General features: G+C 64.2%; 16 protein-coding genes. 11 read left to right on the top strand and 5 right to left on the bottom strand.

The window, feature by feature from the left end:
• The first annotated feature begins 37 nt into the window (after positions 1 to 37).
• Positions 38 to 973 carry a DMT family transporter gene (locus tag CXY75_RS16780; protein ID WP_104083951.1) on the top strand — a complete coding sequence of 312 codons (936 nt, stop codon included), beginning with the start codon at positions 38 to 40 and terminating at the stop codon, positions 971 to 973.
• Positions 974 to 990: 17 nt separating this feature from the next.
• Here CXY75_RS16780 and CXY75_RS16775 read toward each other — a convergent pair whose 3' ends face one another.
• The 5 genes from CXY75_RS16775 to CXY75_RS16755 all read right to left on the bottom strand — a co-directional run bounded on the left by CXY75_RS16775 (position 991) and on the right by CXY75_RS16755 (position 8,971).
• Positions 991 to 3,612, bottom strand: coding sequence for a multicopper oxidase domain-containing protein (locus tag CXY75_RS16775; protein WP_233201986.1), 2,622 nt, complete (start codon positions 3,610 to 3,612; stop codon positions 991 to 993).
• 32 nt (positions 3,613 to 3,644) lie between these two features.
• Positions 3,645 to 3,977, bottom strand: coding sequence for a DUF2249 domain-containing protein (locus tag CXY75_RS16770; RefSeq protein ID WP_104083950.1), 333 nt, complete (start codon positions 3,975 to 3,977; stop codon positions 3,645 to 3,647).
• Between the two features lie 121 nt (positions 3,978 to 4,098).
• Positions 4,099 to 5,715 (bottom strand): isocitrate lyase, encoded by a 1,617-nt coding sequence (locus tag CXY75_RS16765; protein ID WP_104083949.1) that lies wholly within the window; start codon positions 5,713 to 5,715, stop codon positions 4,099 to 4,101.
• Between the two features lie 333 nt (positions 5,716 to 6,048).
• Positions 6,049 to 7,218: a threonine synthase gene (locus CXY75_RS16760; protein ID WP_104083948.1), complete on the bottom strand. Its 1,170-nt coding sequence runs from the start codon at positions 7,216 to 7,218 to the stop codon at positions 6,049 to 6,051.
• A gap of 25 nt (positions 7,219 to 7,243) precedes the next feature.
• Positions 7,244 to 8,971, bottom strand: coding sequence for an Ig-like domain-containing protein (locus CXY75_RS16755; RefSeq protein ID WP_104083947.1), 1,728 nt, complete (start codon positions 8,969 to 8,971; stop codon positions 7,244 to 7,246).
• A 316-nt stretch (positions 8,972 to 9,287) separates the two neighbouring features.
• Between CXY75_RS16755 and CXY75_RS16745 the strand changes: the two genes are divergently transcribed.
• From CXY75_RS16745 to CXY75_RS16705, 10 genes are all read left to right on the top strand, one after another.
• Complete coding sequence (locus CXY75_RS16745; protein ID WP_104084375.1) at positions 9,288 to 10,385, top strand: type I restriction endonuclease; 1,098 nt, start codon at positions 9,288 to 9,290, stop codon at positions 10,383 to 10,385.
• Between the two features lie 65 nt (positions 10,386 to 10,450).
• Positions 10,451 to 10,684, top strand: a complete 234-nt coding sequence (locus tag CXY75_RS19550; RefSeq protein ID WP_146069520.1) for a hypothetical protein — start codon at positions 10,451 to 10,453, stop codon at positions 10,682 to 10,684.
• Complete coding sequence (locus CXY75_RS16740; RefSeq protein WP_104083945.1) at positions 10,630 to 10,947, top strand: hypothetical protein; 318 nt, start codon at positions 10,630 to 10,632, stop codon at positions 10,945 to 10,947. Before CXY75_RS19550 ends, CXY75_RS16740 begins: the two co-directional genes overlap by 55 nt.
• A 37-nt stretch (positions 10,948 to 10,984) precedes the next feature.
• Entirely contained in the window at positions 10,985 to 11,428 is a 444-nt protein-coding gene (locus CXY75_RS16735) for a hypothetical protein (RefSeq protein WP_104083944.1), read from the top strand.
• Positions 11,429 to 11,791: 363 nt separating this feature from the next.
• Positions 11,792 to 13,459 (top strand): urocanate hydratase, encoded by a 1,668-nt coding sequence (gene hutU, locus CXY75_RS16730; RefSeq protein WP_104083943.1) that lies wholly within the window; start codon positions 11,792 to 11,794, stop codon positions 13,457 to 13,459.
• Positions 13,460 to 13,461: 2 nt separating this feature from the next.
• Positions 13,462 to 14,649: an allantoate amidohydrolase gene (locus CXY75_RS16725; protein WP_104083942.1), complete on the top strand. Its 1,188-nt coding sequence runs from the start codon at positions 13,462 to 13,464 to the stop codon at positions 14,647 to 14,649.
• Positions 14,646 to 15,965 carry a formimidoylglutamate deiminase gene (locus CXY75_RS16720; protein WP_104083941.1) on the top strand — a complete coding sequence of 440 codons (1,320 nt, stop codon included), beginning with the start codon at positions 14,646 to 14,648 and terminating at the stop codon, positions 15,963 to 15,965. Before CXY75_RS16725 ends, CXY75_RS16720 begins: the two co-directional genes overlap by 4 nt.
• Complete coding sequence (gene hutI, locus CXY75_RS16715; RefSeq protein ID WP_104083940.1) at positions 15,962 to 17,152, top strand: imidazolonepropionase; 1,191 nt, start codon at positions 15,962 to 15,964, stop codon at positions 17,150 to 17,152. The genes CXY75_RS16720 and hutI overlap by 4 nt, the downstream gene beginning before the upstream one ends.
• A 73-nt stretch (positions 17,153 to 17,225) precedes the next feature.
• Entirely contained in the window at positions 17,226 to 19,433 is a 2,208-nt protein-coding gene (locus tag CXY75_RS16710; RefSeq protein WP_104083939.1) for a S9 family peptidase, read from the top strand.
• A gap of 119 nt (positions 19,434 to 19,552) precedes the next feature.
• A complete protein-coding gene (locus CXY75_RS16705; protein WP_104083938.1) occupies positions 19,553 to 20,896 on the top strand; it encodes a hypothetical protein in 1,344 nt (447 codons plus the stop codon).
• The last annotated feature ends 79 nt before the right edge of the window (positions 20,897 to 20,975 follow it).

Here is a 20,975-nt window from a genome sequence, read left to right as displayed (position 1 = left end):
TCCTCGCGGGGTTCGAGCCGGGCTGTCGGGACGCGCTGTGAATCGGCATCGCCTCGCTGGAATCGGAGCGATCACCGCGACGTCCATCCTGTGGGGCACAACCGGAACCGCGGCGACATTCGCGCCGGGCGCGGGCCCGCTCGCGATCGGCTCGGCAGCTCTCGGTATCGGTGGAATTCTGCAGGCCGTCATCGCGATTCCCGGGCTGCGCGCCGCCCTGCCCGCCGTGCGCGCCAATCTGCGGCTGGTCATTCTCGGGGCGGTCGCCGTCATGATCTATCCCCTCGCCTTCTACAGCGCTATGCACTTGGCGGGCGTCGCGATCGGGTCCGTGGTGTCGCTCGCCTCCGCGCCCCTCGCCTCTGGCCTGCTCGAACTCCTGCTCGAACGCAAACCGCTGAGCCGCTGGTGGGCCCTGGCTGCAGGCCTCGGAATCATTGGCAGCACGCTGCTGTGTCTGTCCACGATGACGGATGCCGCCGAATCGACCGGTCAGACCATGGCCGGTATCGCACTCGGCCTCATCGCCGGGGCAACCTATGCCACCTACTCCTGGGCAGCGCGTCGCCTGATGAACCGAGGCATCAGCCGCGCAGCATCCATGGGCTCCGTGTTCGGGCTCGGCGGTGTGCTCCTGTTGCCCGTGCTCATCGTCACCGGCGCCCCCCTGCTCGCATCCGCTCAGGCATTCAGCGTTGCCGTATACATGGCAATCATTCCAATGTTTCTCGGCTACCTTCTGTTCGGCTTCGGCCTCACTCGCGTCTCGGCCAGCACTGCCACCACGATCACACTCACGGAACCCGCGATCGCCACCATCCTTGCCGTGCTCATCGTCGGCGAGCAACTCACAACAGCCGGATGGGTCGGACTGGCGGTCATCGCCGGCGTCCTCCTCATCCTCGCCATCGCACCGACCAACGACATCGAGAGTACGTCGGCACCTTCGCCCGAGAAGGCCCTCAAGACATGATCCGCAGCATTTGAACGTCAGTCGGTAACCAGGAACACGCCCTGGGCCCCCTTTTCGGCATCGGACATGATGTGGCTCACGAAGGGGTAGCTACCGGCTTCGGGAAAGGTAATCTCGACGAAGCCGCCCTGTGCTGGCAGCAATGAGAGGGCCTGTGATCCGCCGGTTCCGGTGCTGCCGCCGTCCTTCAACCGATAGTCGCCCTCGGCGAAGACGGTGTCGAACTGGCCGCCGACGACGTGAAACGAGCTGCTCGTGTTCGGTCCGGCATCGAGCACCCAGATGCGAACCTTGTCGCCGACGCGTGCCGTCAGCGGCGCATGCACATACTGGTTCGCGTAGCCGTTGAAGGTCACCAGGTCCGGCAGCTGCGTCTGCACCTTTGCCGTGTCGACTTCCCCGCCCTGCTGGCCCAGGTAGAACTCCGACTGGATCAGCAGGTATTCCCGGTCAACCACCGGCAAACCGGCCGGGTCAATGATGACCGCGCCGAACATACCGTTGGCAATATGAGCCGCCATCGGCATTGTTGAGCAGTGGTACAGCCAGATTCCCGATCGAGTCGCGGTGAATCGGTATATCAGGCTCTCCCCGGGGTCGATGGTCTGCATCGCCTTGTCTGGCGCGAGCGATCCGGCGTGAAAGTCGAGTGAATGGCCAACCGTTCCCTCGTTGACGAAGGTGATCTCAAACACATCACCGACCGTGCCACGCAGCACGGGCCCGGGCGCCGTGCCGTTATAGGTCCACAGCATTTGGGTGACGCCCGGGGCAACCTCCGTTTCGACATTGCTGACGGTCATCGTGCTCTCGTGCACGGTAGCGGATGCCGCCGGCGCCACCGCCGCATCGCGTGCGACAAATCCGTTCCCCGGCTCAGCCATCACATCAATGTCCCCCGCAGCCCAGCTACTTTCGGGTTCACCATTCATCTCGCCATGGTCCATCGCTGCGGAGTCGCCACTACTCGCCGGAGCCGCGCCAACCGCGTTCACCGTCAACACCATTCCGAGCATGCGGTGACCACCGAGGGAACACCAGCCGGTCAGATCGGCGTCGATCACACCAACGTCAACGGTGGTCGCCCCGCCCGGTTCGACCGACCCGGAGTCGACTCCGTTGTCGAGTACGAGGTCGTGCAGCATGCCGTCGGCATTGCTCAAGCTAATGACCAGAACATCGCCGACTGGAACGTCAATCGAGGCGGGGCTGAATCGGGTGTCGATCATCGTGACATCAACGGTTGTCGTGTGACCGGTAAACCACCCACCACTGGCGAGGCTCACCGACGGATCAAGGGTCACACCGATGGCGAGCGTCAGCGCGAGAGTGGTTGCGGCCGCTACGAATATTCCACCGCGAGAATATGACAGTGCTGAAGGCTCCGCGTCGGTGTCGCGGGCCAGCGGAGGGAGCCCGGCGCCCGGCGGCGTGCGAGTCTGGCGATTGATGCGCAGCCCCCGCACCATCAGCACGATAAAGCAGGCGAGTGTAGCCAGAACAACCGCGGCGAGCGCGCCGGTGGCGAATTCAGCCAGCGGAAGCAGCATCAGCAGCAGGGCGCCGTTGACCACGGTCACCCGAAACAGGCCAGCCCGGTCGAGCTCCTGCGCGGTGGCCTTGGCCGCGCGCGGCCCGCCACCGAGCACCACCGGAATCAAAAAGCTCAACGCACCGATCATGATCTGGGCGCCAAAGCCCACCGCGAAATACGGGACCAGCCCTTCCAGGCTAGCCGCGGCATCCGCCCAATTGGGAGCGATCGCGACGGCTACGGCGAATCCGACCGCGCACAGCGCGAACCAGCACAGGGCCGCGGTAATGCTCCACCCGGCGTAGCTGACGGCGGGTGAGCGCCGCAGATGGCCGGCAAGCTCGATCAGCACGGGAACGAGCCCGACCAAATAAATCAGTACCCCGGCCGCCGTGATGAGGCGCGAGTCAGCGTAGGCCCCGGCGCCCAGAACGGTCAGGCCCGAGAGCAATATGGGCAGGGTTCGTCGCGCGGCCGCCTTCGGCGTCAACTTTACTCGGGCGTGCAGCACGGTCGGCAGCAGCAGCGGGACCGTTCCGATCACGGTCAGCCCCACCCAGCCGAGCAGGTTCAGCCCGATGTGGGCAATGTAGAGGCGTTCGTAGAGCCCGAGGGAACTGCCGGGGTGCGCCATCACGATGCCGAGAATCACGCCGACCACGAGGCATCCGGCGGCGGCAATGTAATAGCGCACCAAGGGGGCGAACCGGGCTGGAAGGGCGCCGCGCATCTGACCGATCAGAATCGCGGCATGCACGATGGCGTTCGTCCCGACCAGGATTCCGCCGACCAGCACCACGGGCCACCAGGCCTGAGTGATGCCGATCAGCACCAACGCTGCCCCGATCGTGTGAACGGTCAGCCGAACGCCGAGCCAGTACCGGCCGCCCGGCGCGGCATTCTTGAGCAGACTGTCAGCAAAGTGCTGGCTCCACACCAAAACCGCCGTCGACAGTGCGCCGAGCAGCAGCAGATGAACCATCAGCCACGGCCCGAACGACGATTCTCGATAGAGGATGACGCTGACAATTCCGAGGATCAGCCAGGTGGGAACGAGCATGCCGGTGATCTGGTGCCACAGCCGGCGTTTGAGGCTGGGTTTCACGGTGGTTCCTTGCAGTTGCCGAGTTTGAACCGTTACGCGTTACGCGTCAGGCGCAGGGTCCAGACCTCGGGACCCTCTTGTAGATAGCTGATCGTGAAGGCGTCGGGCTGATTACGCTGCAGTGTCGCGAGCAGCGGCAGCGGGTTGTGTGACGCGACCAGGTCGAGCGAGATGCCGGGCTGGATAGCATCCAAGGCACCGAAAATTGCGGCGTGGCGCACAGCGTGCGGAATGGTTCGGCTATCGAGAACGATCGCTTCGCTCGCGTCATGGCCGCAGTTGCAGGTCGCTGCGGCGTTCTCGGCGGTGGACGCGTGCTCGTGTGCGGACGGGCCTGCAGCAATGGTGATCGGTTCGGCGGTCATGGTGTCTCCTGTTCGGCGGTTACGGGCTTTTCTTTTAGAGTACTCCTTTCATTTTTATCAAAAGGACCGTTGCACGACACAGCCCCAGTCGGCCGACTGGGGCTGTGTCGTGCAGTGCGGGCTAGTGGCTGCTCAACGCCGGTTCCTCGAACTGGTTCATGGTGTTGTTCTTGCCGCCGGCCTTCAGCGCGGCTTCGCCCGCGAAGTACTCCTTGTGGTTATCACCCAGGTCGGATCCGGACATGTTCTGGTGCTTGACCGTGGCGATTCCCTCGCGAATCTCCCGGCGCTGCACGCCCTTGACGTAGGCAAGCATGCCCTGGTCGGCGAAGTAGCCCTTGGCCAGGTCATCCGTCGAGAGCGCTGTCGTGTGATACGTCGGCAGGGTGATGAGGTGGTGAAAGATGCCCGCCTCGGCCGATGCGTCGCGCTGGAAGGTGCGGATCTTCTCGTCGGCACGCTGAGCCAGCTCGGTCTCGTCGTAGACGACGCTCATGAGCTTGGCGCGGTCATAGGCCGACACGTCCGCGCCCTCCTCGACCAGCGTGTCGAACATTTGCTGGCGAAAGTTCAGGGTCCAGTTGAACGACGGACTGTTGTTGTAGACCAGCTTGGCGTTCGGGATAACCTTGCGAACCTCGTTCATCATGCCGGCGATCTGGCCGATGTGCGGCTTCTCGGTCTCGATCCAGAGCAGGTCGGCACCATTCTTGAGCGACGTGATGCTGTCGAGCACGCAGCGGGCCTCACCGGTTCCGGCGCGGAACTGAAACAGGTTGCTGGCCAGGCGCTTCGGGCGAAGCAGCTTGCCGCCCCGCTTGATGATTACATCGCCGTTGCCGAGCTCCGCTTCGGTAATCTCGTCCACGTCGAGGAAGGAGTTGTACTGGTCGCCCAGGTCGCCGCTCTGGTAGGTCACGGCGAGCTTCTGCGTGAGGCCAGCACCGAGCGAGTCGGTGCGGGACACGATGATGCCGTTCTCAATGCCGAGTTCGAGGAAGGCGTACCGAACGGCGTTGATCTTGGCGATGAAGTCTTCGTGCGGAACAGTGACTTTGCCGTCCTGGTGACCGCACTGCTTCTCGTCCGACACCTGATTCTCGATCTGGATGGCGCAGGCGCCGGCCTCGATCATCTTCTTGGCCAGAAGATAGGTAGCTTCAGGGTTACCAAAACCGGCGTCAATGTCGGCGATGATCGGCACAATGTGGGTCTCAAAGGCGTCAATCTGACCCAGGAGCGCGGCGGCCGCCTGGTCGTCACCGGCCAGGCGGGCGTTGTCCAACGCCGTGAAGAGAAGGTCCAGCTCGCGGGCATCGGCCTGACGGAGGAAGGTGTAGAGCTCCTCGACCAGCGCGGGAACGGCCGTCTTCTCGTGCATGGACTGGTCGGGGAGCGGACCGAACTCGCTACGCAGCGCTGCAACCATCCAACCGGAGAGGTACAGGTAGCGCTTATTGGTTGTCTTCAGGTGCTTCTTGATCGAGATCATTTTCTGCTGGCCGATAAAGCCGTGCCAGACGCCAAGGGACTGGGTGTAGATCGAGGAGTCAGCGTCGTACTCCGCCATGTCTGTGCGCATGATGTCGGCCGTGTACTGCGCAATCTCGAGGCCGGTCTTGAAGCGGTTCTGGGCGCGCATCCGGGCGACGGATTCGGGGTTGATGGCATCCCAGCTCGTTCCGTAACCCTGCTTGAGAGCTTCGATGGCCTCGGTATCTTCCTGATAGAGCGTCATGTGTTTTCCTTCGACGAGTGACGTGGGCTGAGCCAGGACTCCTGACTCGGCGGGCCGTTATCGGCTGCTGAAATCAAGGTTGGCGCAAAAACAACCGGTCTTCTCGGGAAGGTCGTGCAGAAGAAATGAGATTCTTCTGCAATTGAAAAGTTATACGCCGGGAACGGGGCTACTCCGGCAGGAGACCGGGCACGACGATGACCAGCCGACAAGAGGGACATCGATGGCAAGATTCGAGACCGTCGGCGGTATCGACGCCGTCCTCAATCATCTGGGCACCGCACGCGGGACAAATGAGGTCATCGTCGCTTTCGAGCATTGCTAAGTCTGACATCAGCTGGGCGACTTTAGGCCCGCGCCGCAGAGGGGCACGACCACCGAGTTGGCCATGAGCAGGCTCGCCGCCACCGCCCAGGTGGGGCTGGCGCCGTCGAACGTCTGGTCGACGGCGGCGCGCACGGCGGCGAAACACACGGCGGACGTCGGTTCGACAAAGAGTCCCTCGTCGGCGAGTTCTTGGCGAGCGGCCGCGGTCTGTTGGTCGGTGACGGAGACGATCGTGCCGCCGGTAGCGCGCACAGCCCGCAGGATCTGTTTTCCGCGCGGTGGCGAAGCAATGGCGATGCCCTCAGCGATGGTGGCGCCGCCGTCAACGGCCACCGGCGCCTCAAGTCCCTGAGCCATCGCCTGTTCGAGCGGCGAACAAGCGGATGCCTGCACCGCGACGATTCGCGGCATCCGCTCGGCGAGACCAGCGGCGACCAGCTCATCAAAGGCCAGGTAACAGCCGAGCAACAGCGTGCCGTTGCCGACCGGAACCACGACCGTCTCTGGCAGCGAGCGCCCGCGCTGCTCCCAGAGCTCGTAGCCGTAGGTTTTCACGCCGTGCAGAAAATACGGCTGGTAGACGTGGCTCGCATACATGACGCCGGGTTGGCCCGCCGCTTTGAGGGCCGCCGCTGAGGTATCCGCGCGCGAACCGGGTACCAGGACAACGTTCGCGCCGTGCGCGCGCATCTGCGCGAGCTTGCCGGGCGAAGTGGATTCGGGAACATACACCGTGCAGCCGATGCCGGCCCGCCCGAAGTACGCGGCCATTGCGGTGCCCGCATTTCCGCTGCTGTCGACCATGGCGTTCTCAACGCCGAGCCGCTTGGCGAGGGTTGCGAGCACGACGGCGCCACGGTCTTTGAACGAGAGCGTCGGCAGTAGAAAGTCGAGTTTAAGCTGCACGTTTGGCAATGCCCGGGAGGGCACGAGCGGCGAGAACCCCTCCCCCAATGTGATCGTCGGGTCAACCGCTATCGGCAGTGCCTCGGCATAGCGCCAGAGCGAGGCGGCGCGGCCGAGCAGCGCCGCGGCATCCACTTTCATGGCAAACTCGGCCACGTCGAGAAGGCCCCCGCAGGTGCACCGCCAAGCCAGGCTGCCGACCGGGTAGATCACGGCGCACTCGGAACAGACGAGGTCGGGGAGAGCACCTAATTGGCGCAGCACGGTCATCGTTTCAGCCTATCGGCCGGGCTGATCAGCTGCCGGTCGTGAACTTCCAGATGGTCGTCGATACCGGGTTGCCCGCCAGATCTCGCACGGCCGCAGTGCCGCCGGTGATCGTGACAGTGAAGTTGGTTCCGGCGGCGAGCGTGCTGCTCGGGTTCAGAATCCACTGGTTGGTCGTGCCGTTACGTGACACAACGCCAGCGATCGCACCGCCGGTTGCGGTGCGCTTCAGTGTGAAAGTGGATGCCGCCACCCCCGCCATTCCCTCACTGAACGTCGCCGAGACACTCGCGGTACGACTCGCGCCCGCGGCCCCGCTGGCCGGCGTGCGGGTCGTGATGGTCGGCGCAGGACCGGTCGTGAAGCTCCATCCCGTCGACACCAGCGGATTGCCCGCCGTGTCACGGATAGCGGCGGCTCCCCCGGTGAGGCTCACGCTGTATTTCGTGTCAGCCACGAGACTCGCACTGGGATTGAGGGTCGCGACCCGGCTGGTTGCGTCGTAGCTGACCGCGGCCGAGATGACCGTGCCGACCGGGTTTTTCAATCGCATCGTGGTCGCCCCGACGCCTTGCACGGACTCGCTGAACGTTGCCGTCGCGTTCGCTGTCTGCGCGACCCTGGTCGCCAGGCTCGTCGGCGACTTCGCCGCGACCGTTGGCGCGGTCCTGTCGGTTCCGAAGACGATCGGCGTGAGAAACCCGCTGTTGGCAGTGTTCCAATGGGTGGCCAGGTAGTTCGACGCGGGCGGCGTGCCCGGGAAGTAATAGTCCTCATCGCGACAGTCGATGGCCGAGGCTACGCTCGCGCAGGAGAAGGTCAGGACGCCTCCTCGGGCAAAGTACGGCCCACCGTCGTTGTAACACATCAGGTCGGATTCGTCGAAGCAATGGCCGGCCTCGCTGGAGTGCGGCGCCGAGTATTGCACCGCCCCCAGGTTGTGCCCGATTTCGTGGGCGATCACTGGCATATCGAGAAAGACCGACATCGAGTAGCGCGGCCGGGCGTCGTTGTTGACATTCACGGCGGGATTCGGCCGGTCGTCGATGGAGAGCTCACCCTGCCCACCAAACGGATAGGCCCCCTGCACCTGATCGATAAAGGCAATATAGAGGCGGTTGTTGGCGATGTAATCGACCGGCCCCAGGCCGTAGGCCACCTGGTTTTGCAGGCTGGCGACATAGTTATCGAACGTAAAAGAGGCATCGGCACCGACGGGCAGTAAGGTGACGTTGCGCACCGTGACGTCCGCACCATTTGCGCACAGAAAGCGGTAGTTTTGGCTGCTGGCGGCATCCGCTGCCTCAAGATTATTGTTCACCTGCCGCATCACGTCGCGCAGCGGTGCCAGAATCGTGCTGTACCGGTTGGGGCGATCCTGCGGAACCCCGTAGATCACCTCGATGCGCTTGCCGCTGACACCATCGGTGCTGCAGAGCGCGGTCAGCTCAGAAGCCGGCGCAACGGCCAGCGTGGTCTCCATGGCAGCGGATGTCTGCTTAAGCTTGGCCGCACCGCCAAAAGCACCGACGGGGTCGGGTCCGTGGCTGCAGAGCGAGGTCTTGGCGACCGTGATTTTCAACCTGGCGCACACCGTTGCCAGATTCGGGGTGGTCTGCACGACACGTGACGTTGGGGTGGCCGCCACAGCGGTCGGTAACAGCGTAAACGAGCTGGTGGCAATGGCGCCTACTACAAGCGCGGCAGCGGTGCGGCGAAGTAAGCGTGCAGAAACAAGTTGGGCAATGCGCATCATCGCATCCTTCCGATTCCCGGCCACAATTTGTCGTGAATTTTAGTGCCGTACGCCCTACACGACAAGGCTCAGCCAGCGCAAGAATGGTGGCGGTTGCTTTCGCCATTCGCGAAACAGTCATGAAGGGCCGGCAGTGTGCCGCCATCGATGCGATTGTTTTGCATTACGACAGCGACTTTGAGCACATTGCGACGGTCATGCCCAGTTCAGAAACGAATGGATCGTTTCCCGCGGCACACTCTGAGGCGCCTGACGTCACTGTGAAGGTTGCGGGCTGCCGATAAGGTCAATGGAAGCGAACGACAACGGGGGAATCGTGGAATTTACAGAACTAATTGAAGCACTGGCTCTTAAAGTACGTAACCAGCGCGAAGCGATTCAGACCGAAGAGGCCACGAAGAACGCATTTATTATGCCGTTTATCTCGACGATTTTGGGCTATGACGTTTTCAACCCACTGGAGGTCGTCCCCGAATTCACGGCTGACGTCGGCGTGAAAAAGGGCGAGAAAGTCGATTACGCGATTATGCGCGACGGTGAAGTACAGATTCTCATCGAATGCAAGAAATCCACGGAAGCACTAAAGATTGAGCATGCCTCACAGCTCTTTCGTTACTTCGCGGTAACCAATGCACGTATTGCCGTGCTCACAAATGGCGAGATTTACCAGTTCTACACGGATTTGGACGCACCGAACCGCATGGACTCGAAGCCGTTTCTGGTACTCGACTTGATGGACATCGACGAAACGCTGATCCCTGAGCTGAAGAAGCTTACTAAGGATGTCTTCGACCTCGACTCCATCATCAACTCGGCCGAAGAGCTCAAGTACATTGGCCAAATCAAGCGCACTATCGCCGCTCAGTTCATGGCGCCTGAAGATGACTGGATCCGCTTCTTCACCACACGCGTCTACGAGGGAGCCTTTACGCAGAAAGTCCGTGAGCAATTCACAACCTTGGTAACAAAGTCGACGAAGCAATTTTTGAATGATCAAGTCAACGACCGATTGAAAACTGCGCTTGGGGGTTCAAATTTCTCGGGGGCCGTGGCAGAAGCGGGCGGTGATGTTATCAACAGCCAAGACATTGTTGAGGTCGATCTCGCACGTGACACTGAGATCGAAACGACCCTCGAAGAACTGGAGGGATATCAGATTGTCAAGGCCATTGCCTGCAGCGAAGTAAAGCCGCCTCGAGTGACGCACAGAGACTCGAAATCGTATTTTGCCGTACTGCTCGACGATAACAATCGAAAGCCAGTCGCGCGGCTTCATTTCAATGGAAAGAAGCAGAAGTATCTCGGAGTCTTCGACGCAGCTAAGGTCGAGACACGACACGCCATCGAAAGCCTGGATGAAATCTATCTCTTCGCCAAAGACATCCGCGAAACGATCAAGAGTTACCAGGAGTAGCGCAAAAACGAAAGGTGGAATTCGCTTAGATTCAGCCTGACGAGTAGCGCATAAAGGTGGGAGCCATGATGATTCACCGGTATTGGCGCACCGCACTAATGGCGTCGAGGGTCGCGTTTCTGCTGGGTGGCGTCGTGTTCGGGTTGGCGACCATTACCGGTAATCCCCAGGCGCGAACCGGTCAGACAATCGGAGACTTCATTCGGGCGGTTCTGGTCTACGGCAGCGTGGACTCGCGGTCAGCGTGGCTGCTGTTCTCGACGGTATCATTCTGGTCGCCTTCGTCGATCGGCACCTAGCAAAGTCGTCCGGTTTGCGCGCGACCGCCGCAGCGTTTGGTGCAGCCGGCGGCGTGCTCATTCTGGGGATCGTATTTGCGACGTGGCGGTGGGCGATCGGAGTGGGCAGCTGTGCGTTCCTCATTGTCGGTTTCAGCGTCGCGTTGGCCGTCGCGGCCGGAATCGTGGCGGCGATTCTGGTGCATCGCGCCGAGAGGCGCAGCGAGCACGCGGGGCCAGAGCGGGTGGAGCATCCGCTGCCCAGCGCCTGGGCCGATTTCTAAAACATCGTCTGGACCCGACTCCATCTAAGCTGGATTGATGATAATTCGGCGGTATTGGCGTATCGCGGTATTCGCTCCCGTCGTGGGGTTTCTGATAGCGGCCGTCGTTGCCGTGGTGATGACCGATTTCGGCAGCGGGGAGACCGAATTTCGGTTCTGGTTCGTCCTGCGGTCAATGTCGAATTACGGTGTGATCGGGCTTGTTATCGGGGCGGTCGCATTGCTGGGCGGGCTGGCGCTGGTGGCCATGACGGATCGCCGCCTCACGAAATCACGGCGCGCCCGAGCGTTTCTGGCCGCGCTGGGAGCTACCGGCGGCGTGGTGCTGTTGGCCGGCATCATCGCCAGCGTGCTTGTCACGATGGACGACGCACTCTATGCCGGCATCACGATCGGATTCGGCGTGGTGCTCGGTCTGCCAGCCGGTGTCGTGGCTGCCGTCCTGGTGCGCTACGCGGACCGTCGAAGCCGCCACAACTAGAAGGAATCCAGGCCCGGTACGAAACTGCGAAGATTTCAGCTCACCGCACCCACAATCGGCTATCACTCGCCAATCTCCGAAGTTTTGAACGGCCGGTCGAATCAGGCTGCGACGAAGCGTTTCGCGGAGCGTGCCTTCGCCTTGTCGGCCTCAATTTCGCGGTTCTTGGGCGCGTGCTGGCTCAAAGTTGCTCAGGGTGTGAATGTTTCGGCACATGCACTGAGGGTAATCACGGCCCGCTCACCGTTCAACCCCACGGACGCGATAATGGCAGTGCCACCTGGTGACGGTTTTGCTCGCCGAAAGCCGCGCGCTGGATCGCGCCGCAGCATCCGCTTAAGTCTGTAATCGAGGGAGATCACAATGACGACTGCACCCCACACGGCACGCCCCGTTCGCGCCGCCCGCGGCACCGAACTGACCGCGAAGAGTTGGCAGACCGAGGGTGCGCTGCGCATGCTGATGAACAACCTCGACCCCGAGGTCGCCGAGCGCCCCGACGACCTCGTCGTCTACGGCGGCACCGGCAAGGCTGCCCGCAACTGGGAGTGCTTCGACGCGATTATACGTACGCTCGAGACGCTGGAGAAGGACGAAACCCTGCTCGTGCAGTCGGGCAAACCGGTCGGTGTGTTTCGCACCCACGAGTGGGCGCCGCGGGTACTCATCGCCAATTCCAACCTGGTCGGCGACTGGGCTACCTGGCCCGAATTTCGCCGCCTCGAGCACCTGGGACTGACCATGTACGGGCAGATGACCGCCGGATCGTGGATCTATATCGGCACCCAGGGCATTCTGCAGGGCACCTATGAGACCTTCGGTGCCGTCGCGACTAAGACGTTTGGCGGAACCCTGGCCGGCACGCTGACCCTGACTGGCGGAGCTGGCGGCATGGGCGGCGCGCAGCCACTGGCCGTCACCATGAATGACGGCGTCGTGCTCATCGTCGACGTCGACCCAGCGCGGCTGCAGCGCCGCGTCGACCACGGCTATCTCGACGAGATGACCGACGACATCGACGACGCCATTGCTCGGGTGCTCGCGGCCAAGGCCGAACGCCGGGCACTGTCGGTCGGCCTGGTCGGCAATGCCGCGACTGTGTTCGCCGAGTTGCGCTCCCGCAAGGTGCCGATTGACATCGTCACCGACCAGACCAGCGCGCACGATCCGCTCTCCTACCTGCCCGAAGGCGTCTCCGTTGAGAAATGGCACAGCTACGCGGCCGAGAACCCGGAAGAGTTCACCGTGCGTGCCCGCGCCGCGATGGCCAAGCAGGTCAAGGCGATGGTCGAATTTCAGGATGCCGGTGCCGAGGTCTTCGACTATGGCAACTCCATTCGCGCCGAGGCGAAGCTCGGCGGCTACGAGCGGGCCTTCGACTTTCCCGGATTCGTGCCGGCCTACATTCGCCCGCTGTTCGCCGAGGGCAAGGGGCCGTTTCGTTGGGTGGCGCTTTCCGGCGACCCGGCCGATATAGCAGCCACCGACCAGGCCATTCTCGAGCTGTTTCCCAACGACGCCGGGCTGCATCGCTGGATCACTAAGGCCGAAGAAAAGGTGCAGTTTGAAGGCCTGCCGGCCCGCATCTGCTGGCTCGGCTATAAGGAACGCCACCTGGCCGGACTCAAGTTCAACGACATGGTCGCCTCGGGTGAACTGCGCGCACCGATCGTGATCGGCCGCGACCACCTCGATTCCGGTTCGGTCGCCTCGCCGTACCGCGAGACCGAAGATATGAAAGACGGCTCCGACGCGATCGCCGACTGGCCGCTGCTGAATGCGCTGCTGAATACGGCCTCCGGCGCGACTTGGGTATCGATTCACCACGGCGGCGGCGTGGGAATTGGCCGCAGCATCCACGCCGGGCAGGTCATCGTCGCCGACGGCACCGCCCTGGCCGCCGAGAAGATCGAGCGCGTATTGATCAACGATCCCGGCACCGGCGTCATGCGTCACGTCGATGCCGGCTACGAACGGGCCGAAGAAGTGGCCCGCGACCGCGGCCTGCGCGTGCCCATGTGGGAGGAATAAGAATGCTCGCCGGCCTTTCCGAGATCGCCGATGTCGGCCGCGACCGCCGTGGCGGCTATTCGCGCCACCTCTGGCAGTCGGCCGACCTCGAGCTGCGCTCCTGGTTTATCGAGCGCGCGGAACGCCTGGATCTGCAGGTCGAAACCGACCGGAACGGCAACCTCTGGGCTTGGTGGGGCCAGCCGGGAATGGACGCCGTCGTCACCGGCAGCCATCTCGACTCCGTTCCCGGCGGCGGCGCCTACGACGGGCCGCTCGGCGTGGTCTCCTCGCTCGACGCGATCGCGCGGCTGCAGGCGAGCGGGTTCGTTCCGACCCGGCCGTGCGCGGTGCTGATGTGCGCCGAAGAAGAGGGCTCCCGCTTCGGCGTCGCCTGCCTCGGCTCGCGGCTGCTCACCGGCGCGATCGACGCCGATAAGTCCCGCGCGCTCCAAGACCGCGATGGCGTGACTCTGGCCGAGGCCGCCCGAAAAGTAGGCCTGAACCCGGCCCACCTCGGCGCCGACCCCGACGCTCTCGCCCGCGTCGGCCTGTTCATCGAGCTGCACGTTGAACAGGGCCGTGGCCTCATCGACCTCGACCAGCCGGTGGCCGTGGCATCGTCGATTCTCGCGCACGGCCGCTGGCGCCTTACGGTCACCGGCCAGGGCAATCATGCCGGCACGACCACCATGACCGGGCGCCGCGACCCGATGGTCGCCACCGCCCAGGCGATCGTCGGTGTGCAGACCGCCGCCCGCCTACTCCCGGGATCCCGGGCAACCATCGGTCGCATCGAAGCCATCCCCGGTGGCACCAACGTTATTGCCAGTTCGGTGGCTGCGTGGCTCGACGCCCGCGCCGAGACCAACGAAGAAACTCGCCTGCTCGTGGCGTCCATTGCGGCCAGCACCCAGCAGGCTGCCGAGCAGAACGGATGCTTCGCCACCCTCACCGAGGAATCCTGGGCCGGCGCCGTGCACTTTCACCCCGGCCTGCGCGAACGTTGTGCGCAGGCCCTCGGCCAGGTGCCGCAGCTATCGACCGGGGCCGGCCACGACGCCGGCGTGCTCGCCGCCCACGTACCGAGCGCGATGCTGTTCGTGCGCAACCCCACCGGAATCTCGCACGCGCCGGAGGAATTCGCCGAGGCCGCAGACTGCGTGGCCGGCATCGACGCACTGGTACTACTACTGAGGGACCTCCTGTGACGGCGTTCTGGTGCGAAACCCTGCTGGTCGACGGGGTCACCGTTGCCGGGGTGCGGCTGGAGGCTGACGTGGCGGGGGACATCTCGCGGGTTCAGGTTCACGCGGCCGAGGCTGCGGACATCCGTTTGGGAACGGTGCTGCCGGGTTTCGGCAATGCCCACTCGCACGCCTTTCACCGGGCCCTGCGCGGTCACACCCACGCGGAGGGCGGCGATTTTTGGCTCTGGCGTGAGCGGATGTACCGGGTGGCCGCGCAGCTCGATCCCGCGAAATATCAGGAACTGGCGACGGCGGTGTTTGCCGAGATGCTCGTGAGCGGTTACACGGCGGTCGGTGAGTTTCACTACGTGCATCACCGCGAGAATGGTGAGCCGTATGAGAGCGCGCACGCCATGGAACTGGCGCTTGCGGCGGCGGCGCGGGCCGTCGGCATCCGTTTAGTGCTGCTCGACACGGTGTATCTGCAGGGCGGAATCGGGCGGGAGCTTGCGCCACAGCAACTAGCGTTCAGCGATGGCAGTGCCGCCGGTTGGCTGGCTCGGTGGCACTCGCTGCGTGCGGCGCTTGCCGGCGATGATTTGTTGACACTCGGCGCGGCCCTGCACTCGGTGCGCGCCGTCACGCCCGACGCGATGCGCGACGTTCTCGCCGGGTTGCCGCCGGAGGTTCCGCTGCACATTCACCTGTCGGAGCAGCCGCAGGAGAACGTCGAATGCCTGGCCGCGTATGGCCTGACCCCCTCTGGTCTGCTCGATTCGCTGGGCGCTCTCGCACCGCGACTAAGCGTGGTGCACGCGACACACCTGAGCGATAACGACCGGGCGCTGCTCGGCGACGCCGGGGTGACCGTCGTGATGTGCCCGACCACCGAGGCTGACCTCGGCGACGGCATCGGTCCGGCGCTCGCGTTGACCTCGTCGGGCTGCCCGATTGCTCTTGGCTCCGATCAGAACGCCGTGATCGACCCGTTCCTCGAGATGCGCGGCCTGGAAATGGGTGAGCGGCTGGCCTCGCGGCAGCGCGGACGATTCACCCCGGCCGCCCTGCTGGCCGCAGCCGGGGCCGCCGGCTATGCCGCGCTCGGGCTGGGCCGGCACTCGCTCCAGCCGGGCGACCCGTGCGATCTGGTCGAGATCAACGCGGCCAGCGTGCGCACGGCGGGGTCTCATCCGGAGCAGCTGCCGCTGACGGCGACGGCCTCCGATGTGCTGCGGGTTATCGTCGGCGGGCGTCTCGTGGCCGAGTGCGGTCAACTGGTGGGCGGCGCGCGACCGGCGGCGCTGATGGCCGAGGCGCTCGGCAGGCTCGGCGAATGACTGCGACTGAACTGGTGACGGGCATTGGCGAGCTGACGACGCACGATGATTCCGGCGAGCGCCGGCACGACGCGGCCCTCGTGATCGGCGATGGCCGCATCCTCTGGATCGGCCCAGCCGACCAGGCTCCCGCTGCTGATCGGCAAACGGATGTCGGCGGCCGCGCCGTTCTGCCCGGCTGGGTCGACACGCACACCCACCTCGTCTTTGGCGGCGACCGCTCGGCGGAGTTTGAAGCCCGCATGGCCGGGCAGGCCTACGCCGCCGGCGGCATCAATACGACCGTCGCCGCCACTCGCGCCGCAACCGAGAAGCAGCTCGTGGCCACGGCTCTGAACCTCCGCCACGAAGCTGAAACCCAGGGCACCACCTTTCTCGAGACCAAAACCGGTTACGGGCTCGACATCGAGAGCGAAGCTCGTTCGGCTCGGGCAGCAGCACAAGTCGCCGACGTCGTCACCTTTCTGGGCGCCCACATCGTGCCTACCGAGCTGGATCGTCGCGACTATCTCGACTTGGTGACCGGGCCGATGCTCACGGCGGTGCTTCCGTATGTGCAGTTCATCGATGCGTTCTGTGAGAAGGGCGCGTTCGACGTGGAGGAATGCCGCGAGGTACTGCTCGCCGGTCGTGCCGCCGGCCTGGGGCTGCGCCTGCACGGAAATCAGCTCGGCTTCAGCGGTGGCGTGCGGCTCGCCGCCGAACTCGGCGCTCACAGCGTTGATCACTGCAACTATCTGAAGCCGACCGACATCGACGCCCTGGCCGCATCGACCACGGTCGCTACCCTGCTGCCGGCCTGCGATCTGTCGACCCGACAGCCTTTTCCGCCGGCCCGGCAGCTGCTCGACGCCGGCGTGACCATTGCCCTGGCCACCAACTGCAATCCGGGCACCTCCTACACGACCTCAATGCCGTTCTGCGTGGCGACCGCCGTGCTGCAAATGGGCCTGACCGTGGGCGAGGCCGTCTGGGCCGCGACCCGCGGTGCGGCGATGTCGCTCGACCGCGATCAGGGAGCGGATGCCTTGGGGCGTCTCGTTGTCGGCGGCCGGGCCGACCTGCAGGTACTGAACGCCCCATCGATCTCGCACCTGGCCTACCGCCCCGGAGTCCCCCTCACCGCCGCCGTCTATCGCCACGGGGCACGCGCTGTTCCATTCCGTGCCGCGAGTGCGGGAAAATAGCTGCTTCAGCAGGCCCGAAGCAACCATTTTCCGCTCTCGCGAGGCAGGCAGACGTGGGAACTACGCTGGGGGAATGACCTCTGGCCCGATCACACCTCCCCTGACCGCCCCCACCGCCGCCAAGAAGCCGCAACGTCGCGAACACCACGGCGACGTCTATATCGACGATTATGAGTGGCTCCGCGACAAGGACAGTCCAGAGGTCATCGCCCACCTCGAGGCGGAAAACAGCTACACGGATGCCCGCACCGCCGATCAGGAAACGCTCCGGCAGCAGATCTTCAACGAGATCAAGAACCGTACCCAGGAGACCGACCTCAGCGTTCCGGTGCGTCGCGGCAGCTACTGGTACTACACCCGCACCGTCGAGGGTCAGGAATATGGCATCCACTGCCGCGCGCCGATCAGCGGCCCCGACGACTGGGCTGCGCCCGTGCTCGCCACCCCGCCGCTGATCAAGCCCGCCGACGATGGGACCGCACCGCCCCTCGAAAGCGCCGACCAGTCTGCCTCCGCGAACCCGGCCACGGCGCCCGGCCTCCCCGGCGAGCAGATCCTGCTCGACGACAACGTCGAAGCGGCCGGTCACGAGTTCTTCTCGCTCGGCAGCTTCGACCTCAGCGACGACGGCACCCAGCTGCTCTACGCCGTCGACGTCGAAGGCGATGAGCGCTACACGATTCGTGTGCGCACCATTGCTACCGGCGAAAATCTGCCAGACACCATCAAGAACACGAGCGCCGGCGCCCTGTTCGACCCGAGCGGACGCTATCTTTTTTACACAACCGTCGACGACGCCTGGCGCCCGGACACCGTGTGGCGGCATGAAATCGGCACCACGCCAGACGCTGATACCAGCATCTTTCACGAACCCGACGAACGGTTCTGGGTGGGCGTCGGCATTACCCGCAGCCGCAAATTTCTTATGATCGAGGCCGGCTCCAGCGTCACGACCGAGTCCTGGCTACTCGACGCGAGCGACCCGACCGGCGACTTCACCGTAGTCTGGCCCCGGCAAGACAACACGGAATACGACGTCGAACACGCCATCATCGACGGTGACGACCGCCTGCTAATCGTGCACAACGGCGGAAACGCCGTCAATTTCGAGCTGGTCAGCGTCGCAGCCCACGACCCGCAGGGCGCCAAGCGGATGCTGCTGCCGCACGACCCGCAGATCCGTCTCGAAAGCGTCGACGCCTTCTCCGACTTTCTCGTCGTGGAGTACCGCCGCGACGGACTTACCCGCCTCGCCATCGACCGGCACGACGCCAGCGGACTGACCGAGCTGGACTTCGACGAGCCATTGTTCGCCGTCGGCTCGGCCGGAAACCCCGAGTGGACCCAGCCGACCATTCGGTTCGGCTTTACGAGCTTTATCACTCCGTCAACGGTCTACGACCTCGTCGTGGCGACCGGTGAGCGACGCCTGCTCAAGCAGCAGCCGGTACTCGGCGGCTACGACCCGGCGCTCTACGAACAGCGCCGGGAGTGGGCCACCGCCGCCGACGGCACGCGGGTGCCGATCTCGCTGGTCTACCGCCGCGACCTCGTCACGCCCGGCACCCCGGCGCCGACCCTGCTCTACGGCTACGGCTCCTACGAACACAGCATCGACCCCGGATTCGGAATCGCCCGCCTCAGCCTGCTCGATCGCGGCATGATCTTCGCCATCGCGCACGTGCGCGGCGGCGGCGAACTCGGCCGCACCTGGTACTCAATGGGCAAAACCACCACCAAACGCAACACCTTCACCGACTTCGTCAGCTGCGCCCGGCACCTGATCGACGCGGGCTTGACCACCCCGCCCCAGCTGGTCGCCGAGGGCGGCAGCGCCGGCGGACTACTGATGGGCGCCGTCGCCAACCTCGCCCCCGAGCTGTTCTCCGGCATTCTCGCCGAGGTTCCGTTCGTCGACGCGCTCACCTCGATTCTGGATCCGTCACTGCCGTTGACCGTGATCGAATGGGACGAATGGGGCGATCCCCTGCACGACGCCGAGGTCTACGCCTACATGAAGTCTTACTCCCCCGTCGAAAACGTGCGAGCCGTCACTTACCCGTCGATTCTGGCCGTGACCAGCCTGAACGATACTCGCGTGCTCTACGTCGAGCCGGCTAAGTGGGTGGCGAAGCTGCGCGAGGTGGGAGCGGATGCCCTGCTCAAGACCGAAATGTCGGCTGGCCACGGCGGGGTGTCCGGTCGGTACAGCGCCTGGCATGAACGCGCGTTCAACTACGCCTGGGTGCTGGGCGCCGCCGGCCTGAACGCCGCCGATTGAGCGAACCGGCGCGCATTTCAAGGTGAAGGAGCGCACATCGACCTTCCGAGGTCGGTTGTAGGTCGATGTGCGCCCCTCACGCGCTCCGACCGGAGGCAACACCGTGAGAAAATAGGGGAATGTCGCATTCTGAGGATGCCCCGACCAACGGGCTCGAGGGCACCCCGGCCTGGAAGCGGCTGGTGCTGCCGCCCAAGCAGCCGGCATCCGTTCTGCCACGGATGGGCAATTTTGGGCAACCGCGACCGATTCCGACAGGCCCGAAAGTGCCGATGGGACTGCAGTTTGAGTTGCGGGAGCAGACTCCGCGCACGAACGACCGCTGGCGGGGGCCGACCGCCAAACCGGTGAAGACGCTCGTGGCCGGGCACGGCGAATACCGGCTCGGTGTGCGGCCGGTCATTCACAATGCGCAGGGCAACTGGGTGCGCAGCAACGTCACCTGGAGCCACCTCACCTTTCAGCTGAACCGGTTCAACCTCGATCCAGAGCATCACCGCTGGATCTCGCAGTTCGCCGCCCTCTACCGGGCCGTGCGCGAGGTCTACACGAGCCAGGAAACCGACTGGATCTACCTCGACAACTTCACCAGCCCGTTGCTCTGGCCGCTGCTGGCCGAGGCAGAGCAGCTGGGCATCGGTCTCGTCGGCAGCAAAAAAGACGTGATCGTGCGGGTCGCTTCGCTCGCCGGCATCAGTCTCGACGCCTCCCAAACGGATGCCGCCGGCCCGCTTATCCTGCAGGCCCGGCTACACATTGACGGCTTAAACCACCCGCTCGAGGCCGCCGGGGTCATCTCCGGCCACGGGATCTACAGCGTGCGCTTCGGCAGTCCGACCGTGTTCACACTCGCGCCAATGGCCGGACCGGTCAGCGACGAGCAGCGTCACCTGATCACGCAACTCGATGCGGCAACCGTTCCCCCAGCCGACACGGCCGAGTTTCTCGGCACCGTCTATCCGGCCCTGCAGTGCACGGTCACCGTCACCAGCACAGATTTATCGGTGCACTTTCCCGAGGTACTGCCCGACAACTTTGAGCGCACCGAAGTGCCCCACCTCGTCATCACCACCGTGGAAACCGACCAGCGCGACTGGTTCGACCTCGGCGTCATCGTCACGGTCGGCGCCATCACGGTGCCGTTCGGCCCACTGTTCAAGGCCCTCGCGACGGGCCAGACCCGCCTGAAACTGGTCGACAACAGTTATCTCTCGCTGCAACAGCCCGAATTCGAGCAGCTCCACGAGCTCATCAATGAAGCCCGTGCACTGCAAGAATGGGAGACGGGCCTGCGCATCAGCCGCTATCAGGCCAGCCTGTGGAGCGATTTCGAAGATCTCGCCGATGAGACCGTGCCGGCCGTGTCGTGGCGAGCGGCCGCAGCTGGCCTGAAAGATCTCGCCGGAATCGACGCGGTCCCGCTGCCTGCAGGTGTGCACGCGACGCTTCGCCCCTACTGTTGAACGTCTCGCGGGGTGACGATGTGGGCGTCTTCCCCGGTGACGATGGGTTTTAGCGCGGTCGGATTTGGTGTCTGGTCGT

It is taken from the genome of Cryobacterium sp. Y11, assembly GCF_002929535.1.
Classification (GTDB): Bacteria; Actinomycetota; Actinomycetes; order Actinomycetales; family Microbacteriaceae; genus Cryobacterium.
The sequence above is the reverse complement of the archived record's forward strand: the minus strand, read 5'-3'. Positions and strand labels throughout refer to the sequence as shown.